Source organism: Azohydromonas caseinilytica (assembly GCF_012927045.1).
Lineage (GTDB): Bacteria > Pseudomonadota > Gammaproteobacteria > Burkholderiales > Burkholderiaceae_C > Azohydromonas > Azohydromonas caseinilytica.
Window position 1 is genome coordinate 279,038 of record NZ_JABBFW010000002.1, and the last position, 20,748, is coordinate 299,785.

At 69.5% G+C, this 20,748-nt stretch carries 20 protein-coding genes; 8 read left to right on the forward strand and 12 right to left on the reverse strand.

The annotated features are described in order from the left end of the window. The first annotated feature begins 3 nt into the window (after positions 1–3). Entirely contained in the window at positions 4–1,131 is a 1,128-nt protein-coding gene (locus tag HHL10_RS04360) for a JmjC domain-containing protein (RefSeq protein ID WP_169159118.1), read from the forward strand. A 238-nt stretch (positions 1,132–1,369) separates the two neighbouring features. Next, complete coding sequence (locus HHL10_RS04365) at positions 1,370–1,603, forward strand: hypothetical protein (protein ID WP_169159119.1); 234 nt, start codon at positions 1,370–1,372, stop codon at positions 1,601–1,603. 198 nt (positions 1,604–1,801) lie between these two features. On the opposite strand, the gene HHL10_RS04370 is transcribed toward HHL10_RS04365, so the two are convergent. From HHL10_RS04370 to HHL10_RS04400, 7 genes are all read right to left on the reverse strand, one after another. Continuing rightward, a complete protein-coding gene (locus HHL10_RS04370) occupies positions 1,802–2,581 on the reverse strand; it encodes an MBL fold metallo-hydrolase (RefSeq protein WP_169159120.1) in 780 nt (259 codons plus the stop codon). Positions 2,582–2,603: 22 nt separating this feature from the next. Next, positions 2,604–3,737 carry an NlpB/DapX family lipoprotein gene (bamC, locus tag HHL10_RS04375; RefSeq protein WP_375138933.1) on the reverse strand — a complete coding sequence of 378 codons (1,134 nt, stop codon included), beginning with the start codon at positions 3,735–3,737 and terminating at the stop codon, positions 2,604–2,606. 79 nt (positions 3,738–3,816) lie between these two features. Next, positions 3,817–4,698 (reverse strand): 4-hydroxy-tetrahydrodipicolinate synthase, encoded by an 882-nt coding sequence (gene dapA / locus HHL10_RS04380; protein ID WP_169159122.1) that lies wholly within the window; start codon positions 4,696–4,698, stop codon positions 3,817–3,819. 65 nt (positions 4,699–4,763) lie between these two features. Continuing rightward, entirely contained in the window at positions 4,764–5,321 is a 558-nt protein-coding gene (locus tag HHL10_RS04385) for a class I SAM-dependent methyltransferase (RefSeq protein ID WP_169159318.1), read from the reverse strand. Positions 5,322–5,376: 55 nt separating this feature from the next. Beyond that, positions 5,377–5,514, reverse strand: coding sequence for a hypothetical protein (locus tag HHL10_RS04390; protein WP_169158901.1), 138 nt, complete (start codon positions 5,512–5,514; stop codon positions 5,377–5,379). An 8-nt stretch (positions 5,515–5,522) separates the two neighbouring features. After that, positions 5,523–6,752 (reverse strand): MFS transporter, encoded by a 1,230-nt coding sequence (locus HHL10_RS04395; protein ID WP_169159123.1) that lies wholly within the window; start codon positions 6,750–6,752, stop codon positions 5,523–5,525. Between the two features lie 60 nt (positions 6,753–6,812). Next, the gene (locus tag HHL10_RS04400; protein ID WP_169159124.1) at positions 6,813–8,426 is read right to left on the reverse strand and encodes a calcium-binding protein; all 1,614 of its coding nucleotides are present in this window, start codon (positions 8,424–8,426) and stop codon (positions 6,813–6,815) included. Positions 8,427–8,605: 179 nt separating this feature from the next. Between HHL10_RS04400 and HHL10_RS04405 the strand changes: the two genes are divergently transcribed. The 4 genes from HHL10_RS04405 to HHL10_RS04420 all read left to right on the forward strand — a co-directional run bounded on the left by HHL10_RS04405 (position 8,606) and on the right by HHL10_RS04420 (position 15,216). Next, positions 8,606–10,588: a DNA topoisomerase IV subunit B gene (locus HHL10_RS04405; RefSeq protein WP_169159125.1), complete on the forward strand. Its 1,983-nt coding sequence runs from the start codon at positions 8,606–8,608 to the stop codon at positions 10,586–10,588. Between the two features lie 85 nt (positions 10,589–10,673). Further along, positions 10,674–13,013: a DNA topoisomerase IV subunit A gene (gene parC / locus HHL10_RS04410; RefSeq protein WP_169159126.1), complete on the forward strand. Its 2,340-nt coding sequence runs from the start codon at positions 10,674–10,676 to the stop codon at positions 13,011–13,013. Between the two features lie 204 nt (positions 13,014–13,217). Beyond that, on the forward strand, positions 13,218–14,099 hold the full coding sequence (locus HHL10_RS04415) for a ThiF family adenylyltransferase (RefSeq protein WP_169159127.1): 882 nt from the start codon (positions 13,218–13,220) through the stop codon (positions 14,097–14,099). Further along, positions 14,089–15,216: a nitroreductase family protein gene (locus tag HHL10_RS04420; RefSeq protein WP_169159128.1), complete on the forward strand. Its 1,128-nt coding sequence runs from the start codon at positions 14,089–14,091 to the stop codon at positions 15,214–15,216. Before HHL10_RS04415 ends, HHL10_RS04420 begins: the two co-directional genes overlap by 11 nt. Before the next feature lie 93 nt (positions 15,217–15,309). Here the strand turns inward: HHL10_RS04420 and HHL10_RS04425 are convergent, their stop codons facing one another. The 5 genes from HHL10_RS04425 to HHL10_RS04445 all read right to left on the reverse strand — a co-directional run bounded on the left by HHL10_RS04425 (position 15,310) and on the right by HHL10_RS04445 (position 18,055). Beyond that, the gene (locus HHL10_RS04425) at positions 15,310–15,738 is read right to left on the reverse strand and encodes a diacylglycerol kinase (RefSeq protein WP_375138934.1); all 429 of its coding nucleotides are present in this window, start codon (positions 15,736–15,738) and stop codon (positions 15,310–15,312) included. Further along, positions 15,738–16,262, reverse strand: a complete 525-nt coding sequence (locus HHL10_RS04430) for an RDD family protein (protein ID WP_310734520.1) — start codon at positions 16,260–16,262, stop codon at positions 15,738–15,740. The genes HHL10_RS04425 and HHL10_RS04430 overlap by 1 nt, the downstream gene beginning before the upstream one ends. Then, entirely contained in the window at positions 16,259–16,906 is a 648-nt protein-coding gene (locus tag HHL10_RS04435) for a DUF3106 domain-containing protein (protein ID WP_310734521.1), read from the reverse strand. The genes HHL10_RS04430 and HHL10_RS04435 overlap by 4 nt, the downstream gene beginning before the upstream one ends. Positions 16,907–17,033: 127 nt before the next feature. Beyond that, on the reverse strand, positions 17,034–17,492 hold the full coding sequence (locus tag HHL10_RS04440; protein ID WP_169159129.1) for a DUF3619 family protein: 459 nt from the start codon (positions 17,490–17,492) through the stop codon (positions 17,034–17,036). Then, positions 17,489–18,055: an RNA polymerase sigma factor gene (locus tag HHL10_RS04445; RefSeq protein WP_169159130.1), complete on the reverse strand. Its 567-nt coding sequence runs from the start codon at positions 18,053–18,055 to the stop codon at positions 17,489–17,491. Before HHL10_RS04445 ends, HHL10_RS04440 begins: the two co-directional genes overlap by 4 nt. 249 nt (positions 18,056–18,304) lie before the next feature. Here HHL10_RS04445 and HHL10_RS04450 point away from each other — a divergent pair, with 249 nt between their 5' ends. Beyond that, entirely contained in the window at positions 18,305–20,077 is a 1,773-nt protein-coding gene (locus tag HHL10_RS04450) for an acetolactate synthase 3 catalytic subunit (protein ID WP_169159131.1), read from the forward strand. Positions 20,078–20,243: 166 nt separating this feature from the next. Continuing rightward, on the forward strand, positions 20,244–20,735 hold the full coding sequence (gene ilvN, locus HHL10_RS04455) for an acetolactate synthase small subunit (RefSeq protein ID WP_169159132.1): 492 nt from the start codon (positions 20,244–20,246) through the stop codon (positions 20,733–20,735). The last annotated feature ends 13 nt before the right edge of the window (positions 20,736–20,748 follow it).

Genomic DNA, 20,748 nt, shown 5'->3' on the forward strand with positions numbered 1-20,748 from the left:
GGGATGCAGATTGACCAACCCATGACTTTGCTCGGCGGCATTTCGCCCGCCACCTTCATGCGCCGCCACTGGCAGAAGAAGCCGTTGCTGGTGCGCCAGGCGCTGCCCGGCGTGCAGCCGCCGGTGACGCGCGCCGAGATGTTCGCCCTGGCGCAGCAGGAGGACGTGGAATCGCGCCTCATCGTCGCCAAGGGCGAGGCCTGGAAGCTGCGCCACGGCCCGCTGCCGCGCCAGGCGCTGCCGGCGGTGAAGCAGCCGCGCTGGACGCTGCTGGTGCAGGGCCTGGACCTGCACGCGCCGGCGGCGCACGAGATGCTGTCGCGCTTTCGCTTCGTGCCGCAGGCGCGGCTGGACGACCTGATGATCTCCTGGGCCAGCGAGGGCGGCGGCGTCGGCCCGCACATGGACAACTACGACGTGTTCCTGGTCCAGGTGCACGGCAAGCGGCGCTGGCGCATCGGCCCGGTGGCCGACGACACGCTGGTGGAAGGCGTGCCGCTGAAGATCCTGGCCAACTTCGAGCCGCAGGAGGACGTCGTCCTGGAGCCGGGCGACATGCTGTACCTGCCGCCGCGCTGGGGCCACGACGGCATTGCCGTGGACGGCGAATGCATGACCTGCTCGGTGGGCTTCCGGGTGCCGCGAGAGGACGAGCTCGCGCGCGAGCTGCTGCAGCGCCTGCCGGAGCTGATGGACGAGGAGGAGAAGGGCCGCCTCTACCGCGACCCGAAGCAGCCGGCCACGGACACGCCGGGGCTGGTTCCGCCGGCGCTGGCGGACTTCGCGCGCCGGGCGCTGGAGCGCGCGCTGAAGGACCCCGAACTGCTGCAGGCGGCGCTGGGGGAGATCCTGAGCGAGCCGAAGCCCAATGTCTGGTTCGAGCAGGACGGCGAGGCCGAAGTGGAGGTTGGCGTCGCGCTGCACCGGCGCAGCCGGATGATGTACGACGAGAAGTTCGTCTTCATCAACGGCGAGTCCTTCCACGCCGGCGGGCGCGACGCGCGGCTGATGCGCCGCCTGGCCGATGCGGGAACGCTGTCGGCGCGCGAGGTTGCCGCGCTCAGCAGCGATGCGCGCGGGCTGCTGGAGGACTGGGCCGCGGCCGGCTGGGTGCAGCCTCTGCGGGCCTGAGACGGCGTCCGTAACCTTGCCGTGGCGGCGTGGCACAGAAGTGATGCGTCCCCGCAACGCTTGCACCGTCACAGGGCGGTGCCGCTGGGCGTGTGTAAGGGCCTTCCCTAGTGCGCCGGTATAATTTGGGGTTAGACAAGGTTCACTAGTAACGTTCCGCGTCTACGTGAGTCGGGGCTTCGAACACCCCAGCCGATTGGTAATTGTTCGACCACTTTTCGAATTCGAGGACACACAAATGAACAAGTCGCTCCTGCTGGCTGCCATCGTGGCCGCTGCCGCCCTGACCGCTTGCGGCAAGAAGGAAGAAGCTGCTCCGGCCGCCACGACGACGGCCCCGGCTCCCGCCGCCACGACCGACGCCGCCTCGGCTGCCGCCTCCGCTGTGGCTGGCGCCGCTGAAGCCGCCGCCTCGGCCGCCTCGGGTGCTGCTGACGCCGCTGCCAACGCCGCCTCGGCCGCCTCGCAGTAATCCAGCGCATACGGATCTCGAAAAGCCGCCCTCAGGCGGCTTTTTTTGTGCCCGTCGGGGCTTGTGAAAATGCCGTCGCATGCGGCGCGGGTGGCCGAGATCAGGAAGTGAAGGCGGGCAGCATCAGGTTGCTTGCGCATCCAAGCCCGGCCTGATGGGCTGGCCGCGCCGCCGGGGCCCGCACGTGCGCTGCGGGCTTCAGTGAAGATCGAGCCAGCCGCAGCCCTGGGCCGGGTCGGCCACGACGATGTCCTGCGCGCAGGTGCCCAGCGCGGTGGCGAAGGCCTGCGCGGCCAGGTCGGGCCGGTTGTTCTGGCGGCTCAGGTGTGCCGCCACCACATGGCGCAGACCATCGTGGTGCAGCCGCTGCAGCAGTGCCGCGGCCAGGCTGTTTTCCAGATGACCGAGACGGCCGCTGATGCGGCGCTTGAGGAACCAGGGGTAGGGCCCGGACTGCAGCAGCTCGCGATCGTGGTTGGCCTCCAGCAGCAGCGCGTCGCAGCCGGCCAGGGCCTGCGCGACCTCATCGCCGGCCTCGCCCAGGTCGGTAAGGACGCCCAAGTGGTGGTGGCCATCGTGCACGCGCAGCTGCAGCGGCTCGCTGGCGTCGTGCGGCACGGCGAAAGGTTTGAGTTGCAGCGCGCCGATGTCCAGCATGTCGCCGCAGGCCATCAGGTGCAGCGAGGCCGGCGCGTCGTCCTGTCCCAATGCGGCCCAGGTGCCGGCGCTCATGCACAGCCGCACGCCGTGGCGGCGCGCCAGGGTCAGCGCGCAGCCGACATGGTCGCCGTGCTCATGGGTGATGAACACGGCATCGATCTGCCCAGGCTCCACGCCGCGCGCGCCCAGGCGCCGGCCGAGCTCGCGCAGCGAAAAGCCGCAGTCCACCAGCAGCCGCGTGGGCCGCGCGGCATCGCCGGCCTCCACCAGCGTGGCGTTGCCCGAGCTGCCGCTGCCCAGGCTGCTGAAGCGCATCACGCGCGGTGCATCCGCAGCGGCGTCACTTCAGATCGTCAAGCAGCGCCTGCACGATGCGCTGCGCCACGGCGCCGCTGTCGGGCGCGCCCTGCGCGTTCTGCACCGATACCGTGCTGGCGTTGCCCTCGGACTTGACGGCGACGCGGTAGCGGTCGGTGGTGGCGCGCTTGTCGTCGCGGCCGAAAAGGCGGCCGAAGAAGCCGGGCTCCTCGCGCTGGGCTTCCTTGGGATCGATGTAGCGCACGTAGTACAGCCCGCTGCTGCGGTCACGGTCCTCGACCGTGAAACCGCTGCGGTCCAGGGCCACGCCCACGCGGCGCCAGGCGCGCTCGAAGCCGTCGTCCACTTGCAGCGCGGCGCCCTGGCCGGCAAGCACGCGAGCGCGCGGTGCCTGCGTCGGGGCCTGGGCCGCCTGCGCGACGGCGACACGGGCCGCTTCTTCCTTGCTGCCGAGCTTGACCATCAGGCGGCTGAGGAACTCGGCCTCCAGCGCCGGATCGCTCGGCCGGTTGGTCCACTTGGTCTGATCCTCCCGCTGACTGACGAAGACCTCTTCCATGCCGCGATGCGTGATGGTGACTTCGGTGCCGCGGGAGGTGCGCTCGATGCGGGTGCGGAACTTGTCGCGCTCGCCGGTGGAGTAGACGCCGTCGATGAACTTGCCGATGGTGCGGCGGATGAAGTCCTGCGGGATCTTGGCGCGGTTCTCGGCCCACTCGGTCTCGATGACGCCGGCCTGCGCATCCTGGGTGGCGATGGCAAAGCCGCGCTCCTCCCAGAAGGCCAGCAGCTGCGGCCACAGCTGCTCGGGCGTGGCCGAGGTCACCAGCCAGCGCTCGTTGCCCGCGCGCTCGATGTGCATGTCGCCCAGCGACTGGGGCGCCACCGCGGTCGTGGCCGCCGCGGGTGCGGCGCCGGAGACGGCCGCCGGCACAGCCTGCTGGTAGCTGGCCGCGCTCACCGGGCCGTTCTGCGGCTGGTAGCGTGCCTGCTCCCGCGCCAGCTGCGTCAGGTCGGGCGGGATGTCGAGCGGGGCGGTCTTGGCGGCCTGGCTGCGGTAGTCCAGCTTGTCGCCGGACAGCACGTTCTCGACGGTGGAACAGCCGGCAAGTCCGAGGGCCAGCACCAGCGCGGACGGGACGACGAAACGGTTCATGTCAGACATCGAAAAGGCTGCCGCCGCGCGGCGGACGGAGAGGGTCGAAAAGGGCGGAAGGCGGCAGGCCGGTTTCAGCTCAGAGCAGGCCGCTGTCGCGCAGCGCCTGCTCCAGCAGCGGCTGGGCGCCTTCGGACAGCGGCGTGAGGGGCAGCCGCAGCGCCGGGCCCGTGCGGCCCAGGTGCGCCAGCGCCCACTTCACGGGAATCGGGTTCGGCTCGACGAAGAGCTGCTTGTGCAGCGGCAGCAGCTGCATGTGCAGTTCGACGGCGCGCCGGGCATCACCGGCCATGGCGGCCTGGCACAGCTCGGCCATGGCGCGCGGCGCCACGTTGGCCGTGACGCTGACGTTGCCGTGGCCGCCCGCCAGCATCAGCGCGAAGGCGGTGGGGTCGTCACCGGAATAGATCTTGAAGCCCTCGGGCGCCTGCTTGATGAGCCAGGCAGCGCGGTCGATGTTGCCGGTGGCTTCCTTGATGCCGACGATGCCGGGCACCTGGGCCAGGCGCAGCACGGTGTCGTGCGCCATATCGGCCACGGTGCGGCCCGGCACGTTGTAGAGCACCACGGGGATGTCCACCGCCTCGGCGATGGCGCGGAAGTGGCGGTAGATGCCTTCCTGCGTGGGCTTGTTGTAGTAAGGCACCACCTGCAGCGTGCAGTCGGCGCCGACCTTGCGCGCGAACTTCGACAGCTCGATGGCCTCGCGCGTGGAGTTGGCGCCGGCGCCGGCCATGATGGGCACGCGGCCCGCGGCCTGCTCCACCGCCACGCGGATGATCTCGCAGTGCTCCTCCACCGACACCGTGGGCGACTCGCCCGTGGTGCCCACGACGCCGATGCAATCGGTGCCTTCGGCGATGTGCCAATCGATGAGGCGGCGCAGCGCGGGATAGTCCACGCTGCCGTCCTCGTGCATGGGCGTGACCAGTGCGACGATGCTTCCGGTGATCGGTTTCATGGGGCAGGAGCTTCCTTTAATCACGGGATTCTAGCTGGGCCGATTTCGACCCCTGGCGCCGGGGGCTACAGCGATCGGCGTGCCGGCGCGGCGTCCGCGCTGCCGGGAGCCTCGCGCACCGCGGCGATGCGCTGCACGAAGCGCGGCGGGTGGTCCAGAAAGCCGTCCTCGTAGGCCACCACGCGCAGCCCCTGGGCCGTGGCCAGCAACTCGCCGGGCCGCAGCAGGAACTCCGGGCTGCGCGGCCGGCCCACCGTTTCGTTGCCCACCGCGAAGGTCTCGTACAGCAGCACGCCACCGTCTTCCAGGCTGTCCACCAGGCGCGGCAGCAGCGGGCGCCACAGGTAGTTGGTCACCACCACGGCGCCGAAGCGCTCGCCGGGCAGCGGCCAGGGGCCGTTTTCCAGGTCGGCCACCACCACGCGCGCCAGGCCGCGCAGCGGAGCCACGGCCTCGGCGTCGCGGTCCACCGCCACGACCTCATGGCCGTGCTGCGCGAACCAATGGACGTGGCGGCCGCCGCCGCAGGCCACGTCGAGCACGCTCGCGCCCGGGCGCAGCAGCGGCGTCCAGCGGCGGACCCAGGGCGAGGCGGCGTCGGCGGGAGAGAAACCAGGGTGCATGGTCAATGAGGCAGTCGGGTGAGGCGCGGGCCCGGCGCACGGGCGCGCCGGGAAATCAGAAGCAGTTCCAGAGCTGGCTCGCGATGCTGAAGGCCATCGACGGCTGCAGGTAGGCCGTGAAGACCAGCGCCAGCGCCAGCAGGGCCGCGGCCCAGGCCAGCAGCCGCCGGAGCCGGGCCGCGCGCGGTGTCATGGCGAGCGTCAGGCCGGGGCCGCCGCGGGCCGCGCGATGGGCTGCTCGCGCACCGGCTGGTTCACCAGCGCCGCGAACACGCCCAGCGCCACCGCCAGCCACCACACGATGTCGTAGCTGCCGGTGGCGTCGTAGAGCTTGCCGCCCAGCCACACGCCCAGGAACGAGCCCACCTGGTGGCTCAGGAACACGAACCCGCCCAGCATCGAGAGAAAGCGCACACCGAAGATCTGCGCCACCACGGCGTTGGTGGGGGGCACGGTGGACAGCCACAGCACGCCCATCACCGAGGCGAAGACATAGACGCTCATGGGCGTGAGCGGCAGCGTCACGAAAGCGGTGATGGCCACCGCGCGCAGCAGGTAGATGGCCGAGAGGATGTGGCGCTTGGCCAGGCGCTGGCCGAGCACGCCGGCGGCGTAGGTGCCGAAGACGTTGAACAGGCCGATCAGCGCCAGGGCGGTGGTGGCGACCTGCGGCTCCAGGCCGTGGTCCTTGAGGTAGCTGGGCAGGTGCACGCCGATGAACACCACCTGGAAGCCGCACACGAAGTAGCCCGCGGTGAGCAGCTGGAAGCTGCGCGAGCCGAAGGCTTCCTTGAGTGCTGCGCCCACGCTCTGCTGCGGCGCGCCGCTGGCGGGAGCGATGGCGCGCGGTTCACGCAGGCCGAAGGCCAGCGGCACGATCGCCAGCGCCGCGCAGCCCAGCACGAACAGCGCGTTCTGCCAGCCCAGCGCGCCGATGAGGCCGTTTTCCACCGGCACCATCAGGAACTGGCCAAAGGAGCCCGCCGCGGCGGCCACGCCCATGGCCCAGCTGCGCTTGTCGGGGGCCACGTGGCGGCCGATCACGCCGTAGATCACGGCGTAAGTCGTGCCCGACTGCGCCATGCCGATGAGCAGCCCCGCGCTGCCGGTGAAGGCCAGGGCCGTGGTGGACAGCCCCATCAGCACCAGCCCCAGCGCGTACAGCAGCGCGCCCGCCACCAGCACGCGGAAGGCGCCGAAGCGATCGGCCAGCGCGCCGGCGAAGGGCCCGGCCAAGCCCCAGGCGATGTTCTGCACCGCCAGCGCGAAGGCAAAAGCCTCGCGCGTCCAGCCCCGGTCCATGGTCACGGGCTGCAGCCACAGCCCGAAGCCGTGGCGGATGCCCATGGACAGCGTGACGATGGCGGCGCCGCACAGCAGCACCTGGGTCATGGAAAGGCGGAGTGGGGTCGTCGGGGCGCTGCTGCTCATCGCGCGACTGTACCGAGGCCGGGCCGCGCGCGCCGGGCCAGGGGCGCGCGGCCTCGGGCGTCAGAGCAGGAAGTCGCTCAGTGACAGCGTGGTCCGCCCGGTCAGGGCGATCTCGAATTCCGCTGCCGTATCGGCGTCGGTGTTGCCGTAGAGCACACCACTTTGGAAGCGCAGCTGACCGGTGGCGCTGTTCGCGGTGAAGGCGCCGGTGCCGAGGAAAGTGAAATTCAGGTCTTGGATACCGGCGAGCGTCGCGTTGTTGTCGAAGGTCCTGAAGTCGAGCTTGTCGCCGGTAGCGAGGTCGCTGATCGTGTCGCGCGCGAGGCCCAGGCCCATGTCGGCGATGCCGGTGAACGTGAAGAAGTCGTTGCCCGCGCCGCCGGTGAGCAAGTCGCTTCCCAGGCCACCTGTGAGGGCATCGTTCTCCGTGCCGCCGTCCAGCGTGTCGTTGCCCAGGCCACCGAGCAGGATGTCATTGCCGCCCAGGCCGTAGAGCTTGTTGGCGGCGGAGTTTCCGGTGAGCGTATTGGCGGCGGCGCTGCCCACGGCGTTCTGCGCCAGCGTGCCGCCCAGCGTGATCTTCTCGATGCCGGTCCAGGCCTTGGTCACCGTCAGGCCGCCCGCGGCGCCGCCCAGCGAGTACGTGCCGGCGCTGGCGATCTGCACCACGACGGTGTCGAGGTCGGCAGCGCTGGTGCCCAGCACGTTTTCGCTGATCACGTCGGACAGGGAGTCCACGACATAGGTGTCCGAGCCGGAGCCGCCAAGCATGGTGTCGATGCCCGTGCCGCCGTCCAGAACATCGTTGCCGTCGCCGCTGGACAGGCGATCGTTGCCGCCCAGGCCGTACAGGTACTCGATGCTGCCGGCGCTGCTGTTGACGGTGGAGATCTTGTTGGCGAGCTCGTTGCCGCGGCCCACGAAGGGCGTCGCCGAAGCGTTGGGGTAGCCGCTGTAGTTGTAGTTGCTGATGTCGAGGTTCTCGACGTAGGCCGTGAGCGTGTAGCTGGTGAGGCCGCTGCTGCCTCCGTTCACCATCACGCGGTCGTAGCCGCCGCTGGCGGCCGCCTCGATCACCAGGTCCCCGGCCTGGGACACGAAGTACGAGTCGTTGCCCGCACCGCCCACCATGGTGTCGATGTTGGCGCCGCCGTCCAGGTGGTCGTCGCCATTGCCGCCGACCAGCGAGTCGCGGCCGCCGTTCATGCTGCCGTAGTAGCTGTAGCTGTCGCCCTGGAGGTAGTCGTTGCCGTCGCCGCCGATCAGCGTGTCGTTGCCTGCGCCGCCCTCGAACTCGTCATCCGCGGCCGAGCCCGTGACACTGTCGTTGCCCGACAGCAGGTAGTCGAAGCCAGCCCAGCTGTAGCTGTACTCGGCCGACGAGATGGCGGTGACCAAGCCCTGCAAGGTCAACCCGGTCAATGCCGTGGTGGTCTGTGCCAGAGGACGCGACACCAGCGCCGCCCCGCTGGTGTCCAGCTGGAAGACCTGGAACGACGTGATGCTGCCGGCGAACTGTGCGCCGTTGATGGCGAAGCCGGTGCCGCCCAGCACCACCATGGTGTCGGCGGTCTCGAACACGAGCCGCGTCGGCAACACGGAGCTCAAGGTCCACTCCGTATCGTCGTTGTGGGCATACGGGTCGAACCAGGGGGAAAGGGTGATGGAAGCCATGTCGGAAGGGCCCTTGTGGGAAGTCGCGCCACCGAAAAGGCGAGCGCATTGGTGAAAGAAAGTTACATGAGAATAAGTCTGAAACTTTGCTTTATAGGTCACCGCGTGGTGTCCGACCACTGCAAAGCTCACGGCAACGCCGGGCCAGGCGGCTGCAGGGGCCTCCCTACAATCGCCCGATGGCAACAAGAAGCACGACCCCCGCCGCGACTTACGGCGAAGGCTCGATCCGTGTGCTCAAGGGGCTGGAGCCCGTCAAGCAGCGGCCGGGCATGTACACCCGCACCGACAACCCCCTGCACATCGTGCAGGAGGTGATCGACAACGCCGCCGACGAGGCCCTGGCCGGCCATGGCAAACGCATCGCCGTGACGCTGCATGCCGACGCCTCCGTCTCCGTCGAGGACGACGGCCGCGGCATTCCCTTCGGCCTGCACCCCGAGGAGGGCGTGCCGGTGCTGGAGATCGTCTTCACCCGGTTGCACGCCGGCGGCAAGTTCGACAAGGGCGCCGGCGGCGCCTACAGCTTCTCCGGCGGCCTGCACGGCGTGGGCGTGAGCGTGACCAACGCGCTGGCCACGCGGCTGCAGGTCGAGGTCTGGCGCGAGGGCAAGGCGGCGAGCCTGGCCTTCAGCGGCGGCGACGTCATCGAGCCGCTGGCGCTGCGCAAGGCCGTGGCGGCCGAGAAGAAGTCCGGCACGCGCGTGCGCGTGTGGCCCGATCCCAAGTATTTCGAGAGCTCCGAGCTGCCGCGCCAGGAACTCATTCACCTGCTGCGCAGCAAGGCCGTGCTGATGCCCGGCGTGAGCGTGACGCTGCACATTGAAAAGAGCGGCGAGACGCTGGAGTGGCTCTACAAGGGCGGCCTGCGCGACTACCTGCAGCAAAGCCTGGCCGCGGACCCGCTGATCCCGCTGTTCGAGGGCGAGCGCTACGCCACGCCGGCCGAAACCGAGAACTTCGCCGAGGGCGAGGGCGCGGCCTGGTGCGTGGCCTTCACGGAGGAGGGCGGCACGCTGCGCGAGAGCTACGTCAACCTCATTCCCACCGTGGCCGGCGGCACGCACGAGGCCGGCCTCAAGGACGGCCTGTTCGGCGCCGTGAAGGGTTTCGTGGACCTGCACGGCCTGCTGCCCAAGGGCGTCAAGCTCATGCCCGACGACGTGTTCTCGCGCGCGAGCTTCGTGCTCTCGGCCAAAGTGCTGGACCCGCAGTTCCAGGGCCAGACCAAGGAGCGGCTCAATTCGCGCGACGCGCTGCGGCTGGTGTCGGCCTTCGTCAAGCCGGCGCTGGAGCTGTGGCTGCACCAGCATGTGGAGCACGGCAAGAAGCTGGCGGAGCTGGTGATCAAGCAGGCGCAGACGCGCCAGCGCGCGGCGCAGAAGGTCGAGAAGAAGAAGGGTTCCGGCGTGGCGGTGCTGCCGGGCAAGCTCACCGACTGCGAGAGCCGCGACCTGACGCTCAACGAGCTGTTCCTGGTCGAGGGCGACAGCGCCGGCGGCAGCGCCAAGATGGGCCGCGACAAGGAAACGCAGGCCATCCTGCCCCTGCGCGGCAAGGTGCTCAACGCCTGGGAGGTCGAGCGCGACCTGCTGTTCAAGAACAACGAGATCCACGACATCGCCGTGGCCGTGGGCGTGGACCCGCATGGCCCGGGCGACGAGCCCGACCTCTCCGGGCTGCGCTACGGCAAGGTCTGCATCCTCTCGGACGCGGACGTGGACGGCTCGCACATCCAGGTGCTGCTGCTCACGCTGTTCTTCCGCCACTTCCCCAAGCTCATCGAGAAGGGGCATGTGTTCGTGGCCAAGCCGCCGCTGTTCCGCATCGACGCGCCCGCGCGCGGCAAGAAGCCCGCGGCCAAGCTCTACGCGCTGGACGAGGGCGAGCTCGAGGCCATGCTCGACAAGCTGCGCAAGGAAGGCGCGCGCGAGGGCTCGTGGGCCATCAGCCGCTTCAAGGGCCTGGGCGAGATGAGCGCCGAGCAGCTGTGGGAAACCACGCTCAACCCGGACACGCGGCGGCTGCTGCCCGCGGCCCTGGGCCAGCTCGACTTCGCCGCCACCACCCAGTGGCTGACCAAGCTGATGGGCAAAGGGGAAGCTGCGGCACGGCGCGAACTCATGGAACTGCATGGGGATGCGGTCGAAGTCGACGTCTGACGCCCGGCCCCTTCCGACTTAATGACCGGCCGCGAGTGCTGTGGCACCCGCGGCCCGTGGCCTGCGAGGGCTGACTGAAAACGAGATGGATCAAAGCACGCTTGACTTCAACAGCGGCGGCGGCGACGGCGGCGGTGCCGCGGGCGACGCCATCACCCTGGCGCACTACGCGCAGCAGGCCTACCTGGAGTACGCGCTCAGCGTGGTCAAGGGCCGCGCCCTGCCCGACGTGTGCGACGGCCAGAAGCCGGTGCAGCGCCGCATCCTGTACGCGATGCAGCGCATGGGGCTGTCCTTCACCACCGCCGCCGGCCCCAAGCCCGTGAAGAGCGCGCGCGTGGTGGGCGACGTGCTGGGCCGCTACCACCCGCACGGCGACACCGCCGCCTACGACGCCCTGGTGCGCATGGCGCAGGACTTCTCCCAGCGCTACCCGCTCATCGACGGCCAGGGCAACTTCGGCAGCCGCGACGGCGACGGTGCCGCCGCCATGCGCTACACCGAGGCGCGGCTGGCACCCATCACGCGGCTGCTGCTCGACGAGATCGACGAGGGCACGGTCAGCTTCGTGCCCAACTACGACGGCTCCACTTCCGAGCCCAAGCAGCTGCCGGCGCGGCTGCCCTTCGTGCTGCTCAACGGCGCCTCGGGCATCGCCGTGGGCCTGGCCACCGAGGTGCCCAGCCACAACCTGCGCGAGGTGGCGGCCGCCGCGGTGGCACTGATCAGGAACGAGGCGCTGTCCGACGAGGACCTGTTCACGCTGCTGCCGGGCCCCGACTTCCCCGGCGGCGGCCAGATCATCAGCAGCCCGGCCGAGATCCGCGACGCCTACGCGTCGGGCCGCGGCAGCCTCAAGGTGCGCGCGCGCTGGAAGGTCGAGGACCTGGCGCGCGGGCAGTGGCAGATCGTCGTCACCGAGCTGCCGCCGGGCGCCAGCGCGCAGAAGGTGCTCGAAGAGATCGAGGAGCTGACCAACCCCAAGGTCAAGGCCGGCAAGAAGGCGCTCACGGCCGAGCAGCTGCAGCTCAAGCAGACCGTGCTGGGGGTGCTGGACACGGTGCGCGACGAGTCCAGCAAGGACGCGCCGGTGCGCCTGGTGTTCGAGCCCAAGAGCCGCACGGTGTCGCAGCAGGAGTTCATGACCGTGCTGCTGGCGCACACCAGCCTGGAAGGCGGCGCGCCCATGAACCTGACCATGGTCGGCGCCGATGGCCGCCCCACGCAGAAGAGCCTGCGCCAGGTGCTGCTGGAGTGGATCGGCTTCCGCCTCGACACGGTGCAGAAGCGCACGCGGCACCGGTTGGACAAGGTGCTGGACCGCATCCACGTGCTCGAAGGCCGGCAGCTCGTGCTGCTCAACATCGACGAGGTGATCCGCATCATCCGCCACGCCGACGAGCCCAAGCCGGCGCTGATCGAGCGTTTCAGACTCAGTGACCGGCAGGCCGAGGACATCCTCGAAATCCGGCTGCGCCAGCTGGCGCGGCTGGAAGCCATCAAGATCGAGCAGGAGCTCAAGCAGCTGCGCGCGGAGCAGGAAAAGCTCGAAGGCATCCTGGCCACGCCACAGGCGCTCAAGCGCACGGTGATCAAGGAGATCGAGGCCGACAGCAAAACCTTCGGCGACGAGCGCCGCACGCTGATCCAGGCCGACAAGCGCGCCAGCGTCGAGCTCAAGGTAGCCGACGAGCCGGTGACGGTGGTGGTCAGCCTCAAGGGCTGGGTGCGCGCGCTCAAGGGCCACGAGATCGACGCCGCCACGCTGGGCTTCAAGTCCGGCGACTCGCTCTACGGCGTCTTCCCCTGCCGCAGCGTGGACACGCTGCTGGTGTTCGGCAGCGCGGCCAAGGGCAGCGGGCGGGTGTACTCGGTGGCGGTGTCGCAGCTGCCGGGCGGGCGCGGCGACGGCGTGCCCATCACCAGCCTCATCGACCTGGAGCCGGGCACGCAGCCGGCGCATTACTTCGCCGGGGCCGCCGCCACCACGCTGCTGCTGGCCCACACCGGCGGCTTCGGGCTGATGGCGCGCGTGAGCGACCTGCAGGGCCGCAACCGCGCCGGCAAAGCCTTCCTGACGCTGGAGGACCAGGAGCTCCTGCTGCCGCCCTCGGTGGTGCAGCCGCAGCACAAGCAGGTCGCCTGCTTGAGCCTGGACGGGCGGCTGCTGGTGTTCGGGCGCGACGAGCTCAAGCTGCAGCCCGGCGGCGGGCGGGGCCTGATCCTCATGGAGGTCGATGCCAAGGAGCCGCTGCTGTCGGCGGCCACCTTCGGCGAGTCGCTGACCGTGATGGGCAGCGGCCGAGGCGGCAAGGCCAAGGAAGAGACGCTGCGCTGGGCGGGCGTGGCCTCCTATGTGGCCAAGCGCGCCAAGCGCGGCCGCAAGGTCGAAGGCTTCGTCAAGGCGCTGCGCGTGGTCGGTTGAGCCAGGACCAGCCGATGTGCCTGCGCACATCGGCGCGCCCGGTGAAGGGCGCGGGCTGTGCGAGCGCACGACCTGCAGGACGGAGCCCTGCGCCGGCTTGGCGGCCTCAAGCGTGAATTCCTTGGCCTTTATCGGGCTTGTTACAGCGGCCTCCTGGCCTACAGTGCCCGCTGCGAAAATAAGCCGGTGAGTTCCGCTTGAAGTATGGATGCTCAGTTCGATTATGAGAATGCCTTTTCCCGGAATATAGGCTGGGTGACGCGGTCCGAGCAGGCCGCCTTGCGCGGCAAACGGGTGGCCATTGCCGGCATGGGCGGTGTGGGGGGCGTGCATTTGCTGACGCTGGCGCGTCTGGGAATCGGGTCCTTCCATATTGCCGATTTCGATGTCTTTGACGTCGTGAATTTCAATCGCCAGGTCGGCGCCACGGTGTCCAGTCTGCAGCGGCCCAAGGCCGAGGTGCTGAAGGCCATGGCGCTCGACATCAACCCGGCCCTGGATATTCAGGTGTTCGGCCAGGGGGTGAATAGCGACAATATCGGGGACTTTTTGGGAGGCATCGATTTGTATATCGATGGGCTGGATTTTTTCGCATTCTCGGCGCGTCAAATGGTATTTGCGGCCTGCCGGGAGAAAAATATTCCAGCCTGTACCGCCGCACCCTTGGGCATGGGTTCGGCGGTATTGAATTTCACGCCGGGTGGCATGTCCTTTGAGGATTATTTCGGCTGGGGTGCGCACGACGAGGATGAAAAGGCGCTGCGCTTCCTGGTCGGCCTGGCGCCGGCCGGGCTGCACAGCCGCTACCTGGTGGACCCGACGGCGCTGAACCTGGCCGAGCGGCGCGGCCCGTCCACCATCATCGGCTGCCAGTTGGCGGCCGGGATGGCGGCCACCGAGGCGCTCAAGATCCTGCTGGGACGCGGCAAGGTCTGGGCTGCGCCCCACGGCCTGCATTTCGATGCCTATCTGGGCCGTTTCGTGCGCACTTGGCGCCCGGGAGGCCACCGCCATCCGCTGCAGCGCCTGGCCTTGTCGATCGGACGCCGCCGCATGGCGGCATTGAGGGTGCAGCATGCCCACTGAACACAATCTCCGCGCCATCCTGGATCTCGCACGCTGGGCGCCCAGCGGCGACAACACGCAGCCCTGGCGCTTCGAGGTGGTGGATGCGCATCACGTGGTGGTGCACGGCTTCGACACCCGCGGACATTGCGTCTACGACCTGGACGGCCATGCCAGCGAGCTCTCGCTGGGGACCTTGCTCGAAACCATGGCCATCGCCGCGTCCGGGCAGGGCCTGGCCATGCAGGCTCGGCGCCGCAGCGAGGCGCCCACCGGGCGCCCGACCTTCGAGCTGCGCTTCACGCCCGATGCCGGCGTGCGGCCCGATCCGCTGCTGGGCAGCATCGAGCGGCGCAGCGTGCAGCGCCGCGCCATGAGCACGCGGCGGCTGACGGCGCAGGAGAAGCGGGCGCTCGAAGCGGCCGTGGCGCCGCATGGCCGCGTGCTGTGGCGGGAGGATTTCAGCCAGCGGCTGGCCATGGCCCGGCTGCTGAGTGCCATCGCCAAGGTGCGGCTGAGCATGCCCGAGGCCTACCGGGTGCACCGCGACATCATCGAGTGGAAGGCGCGCTTCAGCATCGACCGGGTGCCGGACCAGGCCCTGGGCGTGGATGCCGTCACGGCGAGGCTGATGCGCTTCGTGCTGGGCAGCTGGGAGCGGGTGCGCTTCTTCAACCGCTACCTGGCGGGCACCGCGGCGCCGCGGCTGCAGATGGACTTGCTCCCCGGCGTGGCCTGCGCGGCGCACTTCGTGCTCTTGGCCTCGCGCGAGCCGCGCACCATCGACGACCATGTCGCGGCCGGGCGGGCCGTGCAGCGCTTCTGGCTGACGGCCACCCACCTGGGATTGAACCTGCAACCGGCCACCACGCCGCTGATCTTCGGGCGCTACCTGCGCGAGCAGCGGCCGTTCACGACGCAGCCCGGCCTGGAGGCCGAAACCGCCCGCGCCGTGCAGCGGCTGGAGACGCTGCTGGGGCCGCAGGCGCTGCGCCAGGCGGTGTTCATGGGGCGTGTCGGCGCCGGGCCGGCGGCGCGCAGCCGCTCGCTGCGCCTGCCACTGCAGCAACTGGAGGTCGTGCGTGCGCAGCCCTCCGGCTCCGCGCGCGAGCAGAGGCCGCTGTCTCGGGCCGGCTGATGGGCGGGCCGCCTGTTGCGGGTGAGCCGGGCGGACGATGGGGGCATGAAAAAGGCCGGTCGAACCGGCCTGCCGCTCAGGGTCTGGCGGCCCTCAGCCGCCCAGGGCGGCACGCCACAACGCCGACAGCCAGACGCCGGCACACAGCACCAGCGAGAGGAACACCGCCGCGCTGGCGAGGTCCTTGGCGCGCTTGGAGAGCTCGTGCAGCTCCAGCGAGACACGGTCGATGGCGGCCTCGATGCCCGAGTTCAGCAGCTCGACGATGAGCACCAGCAGCACCGAGCCCAGCAGCAGCGCGGTCTCGGCCCAGGTGCGGCCCAGCCACAGTCCCAGCGGCAGCAGCACCGCGGCCAGCCAGACTTCCTGGCGGAAGGCCTGTTCGCCCAGGTAGGCGGTCTTGAGCCCTTCCAGGGAGTGGCGGGTCGCGCGCAGCACCCGGTCCAGGCCGGTACGTCCCTTGTGCGGGTTGGTCATCGGCGCGATTGTGCCGGGCGCGGGGGAGGGGTCCTGGGTGTCCATCAGCGTTTCTTGCGCGGCGCCGGGCGCGAGATGACGAGTTGCGTGCCGCACAGATGGTCATGCCAGTACTGGCGCCGCGGCTGCACCAGTGCCAGCAGGGCATAGGCCAGCACGCCGGCGCTCAGCAAGCCGAAGATCGTGCCGGCGGAATGAGTGAGGTGGGCCAGCTGTGCCGCCACCAGGGCAGGCAGGAACCAGATCCAGCTCAACAGATAGCGGCACAGGGCCCGCTTGGGCGACACGGGCTGGCCGTGGGCGTCCACCAGGCGGATGTGCCAGGCCTTCATCGCCACGGTCTGGCCGCCATGCGACCAGAACCACACGAAGTACAGGCCCAGCACCACGAACAGGAAGGCCAGCAGGCCCTGGCGCCCCTGCAGGGCATGGCGCTGCTGCGCCAGCGTCGAATAGACGAAGCCGGCGAGCATCAGCACCCCGAACAGCAGCACGCCTTCGTAGACCATGCAGGCCAGGCGGCGCGGCAGACCGGGGGTCTGCGGCGCGGCGGGAGCGGCCGCGCTCACTGCGGGCTTGCCGCTGGGGAAGCAGCCGGTGCGCTGACGGGGGCGGCCTGGACGCCGCGCTTGGGCAGGAGGGTGTTCTTGTCCACGAAGTTCGGGGTGGCGGCCATCTTGGGCAGCCCGGGTTGCTGGTGCAGCGGCGGCGCGGGCGGGCGCGTGACGCTGGTGGTGGTGGCGCCGGGCGCCACTTGCATCAGCGTCGGTCCGACCGGCTTGAGCACGGGCGGCGCGCTCGGCACCCGCACGATGTTCGATTTTGTACTGGGTCCGGAGGCCGGCGCGCCGGCGCGCGGCACCGTCGGAACGGCGCGCTGGGCCAATTCACGTTTTTCCTCAGGCGGCAAAGCCTGGTAGGCCTCCCAGCCCGCCTGGCGCTGCTCGGGACTGAGCTGGCGCGTCTCCTGGAACTGCACCCGGGCGCGGCCACGCTCCTCGGGCGTCATGCGCGCCCATTCGGTCATGCGCTGCTGCACGCGCTGCTGTTCCTCGGGCGAGAGCCGGGGAAATCGCATGGCGATCTCCAGCCACTTGCGCTGGCGCGACGGATCGATGCTGCCCCACTCGCGCTGCAGCGGCGCCAGCGTGGCGCGCTGCGCCGGCGTCAGCGAGGCCCAGGACGACGAGCGTTCTCCGCTCGGAGTCTTCACGCCCGGTGCCGTCGAGGCAGCGGCCGGCGGCGTGGGCGTGGTCTGAGCGGCGACGGCGAACGCCCACGCCAGGCCGGGCGCGGCCAGCACAGCGAGATGCCTGCGGCGAGGGCGCATGGGCACGGTGTCAGCGATCCTGCTGCTTGCGCAGGAACTCGACGAAGCCGGGGTCGCTGTAGGCCGTGGGCGGCAGGTCGTCCACCAGCAGCTCCGCGTCGATCTGCACGGCGGCCTCGATCTCGGCATGCGTCTGGTTCCACTGGATCAAGGCCAGCCCGCCCAGCAGCACCGCCAGCGGCAACGCCGTGGCCATCGCGCGCTCCCACCAGCTGCTGCGCTGCGGGCCCCCGCCACCCAGGGCCAGCGTGGAGCCCACGACTTGCACGCTCGGCGCGGTGACCGGCGCGGGCTTGCGCCGCGCGCGCGCGCGCTCCAGCGCCTGCTGGCGCGCAAAGCGCAACCGTTCTTCGATGGCGTGGGGCTGGTGGGACGCCCGTTCGCTCAGGCGGGCCGTCACGCGCAGCGCAAAGCGTGCTTCGAGCGCTTGCGCGTCAAGCAGGGTCGTGAGGGGTCTGGAGTCGTTCATGGCGCAATTCCCTTGGCGCGCAGAGCCTTGGCCAGCGCATGCACCGCTCTGGAACAGTGCGTTTTGACACTGCCTTCGGAGCAGCCCATGACCGTCGCGGTCTCGGCGACATCGAGTTCTTCCCAGTAACGCAGCAGAAACGCTTCCCGTTGACGCGCGGGCAACTGCGCCACCTCGTGCTCGATGACTTGCAACATCTGCGCCCGCGACGCCTCGGTGTCCGCGCCATCGGCGCCCAGGCTGCCGTCCTGCGTTTCCAGCATCTCCAGCAGGTCGAAGTCGTCGTCATCCGCGCCGCCCTCGAAAGCCGAGAAGTTGTGCTCCACCGCCGAGCGCACCTTGCGGCGGCGGAACCAGTCCATCGTGGCGTTGGAGAGGATGCGCTGGAACAGCAGCGGCAGCTCCGCGGCGGGCCGGTCCGCGTACTTCTCCGCCAGCCGGATCATGGCGTCCTGCACGATGTCGAGCGCCGCGTCCTCGTCACGGACGGTGTAGGCGGTGCGCTTGAAAGCGCGCTTCTCGACGCTGGCGAGGAAGTCGGAAAGTTCTTTGTCTGAGGCCAAGACGCAAGGAGCCGGCGGCGGCAAAACGCGCGCGATTATGCCTGCCGGTGAGCACTACCTAACCGTTAGTCAAGACCCTGACGCAGCGGTGATGCCATAATCGACGGTTCGCACAACGCTCTTTGGTCTCAAGCCGCCGCCCGATCCCGGGTGTCTCGTTTTTGACCGCGCAGGTTCCGAATCCGCCCCACGAGGGTGCGAGGAGGGACACCGATGGTTTTTCGTCAGAGAAATTCGCAAAGGTTCTCCATGGACATGTCTGCCGCGGAAGTCAAGGGTGCCCTCCGGGCCCAACCGCAATCCCCCTCCGCCGAGCTCAACGGCTCCGAAATCCTCGTCCGCAGCCTGCAGGCCGAGGGTGTCAAGTACCTCTGGGGCTATCCCGGCGGCTCGGTGCTCTATATCTACGACGCGCTCTACAAGCAGGACAGCATCCAGCACGTGCTGGTGCGCCATGAGCAGGCGGCCGTGCACGCGGCCGACGGCTATGCCCGCGCCACCGGCGAGGTCGGCGTGGCGCTGGTGACCTCGGGCCCGGGCGTGACCAATGCCGTCACCGGCATTGCCACGGCCTACATGGATTCCATTCCCATGGTGATCATCACCGGGCAGGTGCCCACGGCCGCGATCGGCCTGGACGCCTTCCAGGAGTGCGACACCGTGGGCATCACGCGCCCGATCGTCAAGCACAACTTCCTGGTGAAGGACGTGCGCGACCTGGCCCTGACGCTGAAGAAGGCCTTCCACATCGCGCGCACCGGCCGTCCCGGCCCGGTGGTCGTTGATATTCCGAAGGACGTGTCGCTGAAGACGGCGCCCTTCGTCTATCCCGACAAGGTCGAGATGCGCTCCTACAACCCGGTGCGCAAGGGCCATGGCGGGCAGATCCGCAAGGCGGTGCAGCTGCTGTTGCAGGCCAAGCGTCCCTACATCTACAGCGGCGGCGGCGTGGTGCTGGCCAACGCGGCGGCCGAGCTGCGCGAGCTGGCCGACCTGCTGGGCTTTCCCTGCACCAACACGCTCATGGGCCTGGGCGCCATTCCCGCGAGCGACCCGAAGTTCCTGGGCATGCTGGGCATGCACGGCACCTACGAGGCCAACATGACCATGCAGCACTGCGACGTGCTGCTGGCCGTGGGCGCGCGCTTCGACGACCGCGTGATCGGCAACCCGGCGCACTTCGCGTCGGTGGAGCGCAAGATCGTCCACGTGGACATCGACCCGTCCTCGATCTCCAAGCGCGTCAAGGTGGACATCCCCATCGTCGGCGACGTCAAGGAGGTGCTGCAGGAGCTGATCGCCCAGATCCGCGAGGCCCAGCAGCGTCCCGACGCGCAGGCCCTGGCGCAGTGGTGGAGCCAGGTCAACGGCTGGCGCCAGCGCGAATGCCTGGCCTACAAGAACAGCACCGAGGTCATCAAGCCGCAGTACGTGGTGCAGAAGCTCGCCGAGCTCACGCGCGGGCGCGACACCTACATCACCTCCGATGTGGGCCAGCACCAGATGTTCGCCGCGCAGTTCTACGGCTTCGAGGAGCCGCGGCGCTGGATCAACTCCGGCGGGCTGGGCACCATGGGCGTGGGCCTGCCCTACGCCATGGGCATCAAGCTGGCCAAGCCCGAGAGCGACGTGTTCTGCATCACGGGCGAAGGCTCGATCCAGATGTGCATCCAGGAGCTTTCGACCTGCCAGCAGTACAAGACGCCGGTCAAGGTCATCTCGCTCAACAACCGCTACCTGGGCATGGTGCGGCAGTGGCAGGAGCTCGATTACGAGGGCCGCTACTCGCACAGCTACATGGACGCGCTGCCCGACTTCGTGAAGCTGGCCGAGGCCTACGGCCACGTGGGGCTCAAGATCGAGCGCCCCTCGGACGTGGAACCCGCGCTGCGCGAGGCCATCCGCCTCACCGACCGCACGGTGTTCCTGGACGTGCGCACCGACCCGACCGAGAACGTCTGGCCGATGGTCAAGGCGGGCAAGGGCATCTCCGAGATGCTGCTGGGCTCCGAAGACCTGTGATGGACCGGCGCTGACGCGCGCCGCGCGCGGGGCAGGGCGTTACCGCGCTTCTGCTGCCGCCGGCGTCGCGGCACCGGTCTGCCTTTTCCTTTCCTTTGATTCGAGAAGCGTCGCCAAGGCCCGTCGGTTACCGCCGCCGGCGCTGAAGAGCACGAGGAACGAAGCCATGAAACACATCATTGCGCTGCTGCTGGAGAACGAACCCGGCGCCCTGTCGCGCGTCGTCGCGCTGTTCTCGGCGCGCGGCTACAACATCGAGAGCCTGACCGTCGCGCCCACCGAGGACGCCTCGCTCTCGCGCATGACCATCGTCACCACCGGCAGCGACGACGTGATCGAGCAGATCACCAAGCACCTCAACCGCCTCATCGAGGTGGTGAAGGTGGTGGACCTCACGGAGGGCAGCTTCATCGAGCGCGAGCTCATGCTGGTGAAGGTGCGCGCCGTGGGCAAGGAGCGCGAGGAGATCAAGCGCACCGCCGACATCTTCCGCGGCCACATCGTGGACGTCACCGACAAGAGCTACACCGTGGAGCTCACCGGCGACAGCGGCAAGCTCGACGCCTTCCTGCAGGCGCTGGACCGTGGCGCCATCCTGGAGACGGTGCGCACCGGCGCCAGCGGCATCGGCCGCGGCGAGCGCATCCTGCGCGTCTGAGTCCGCACGGGCC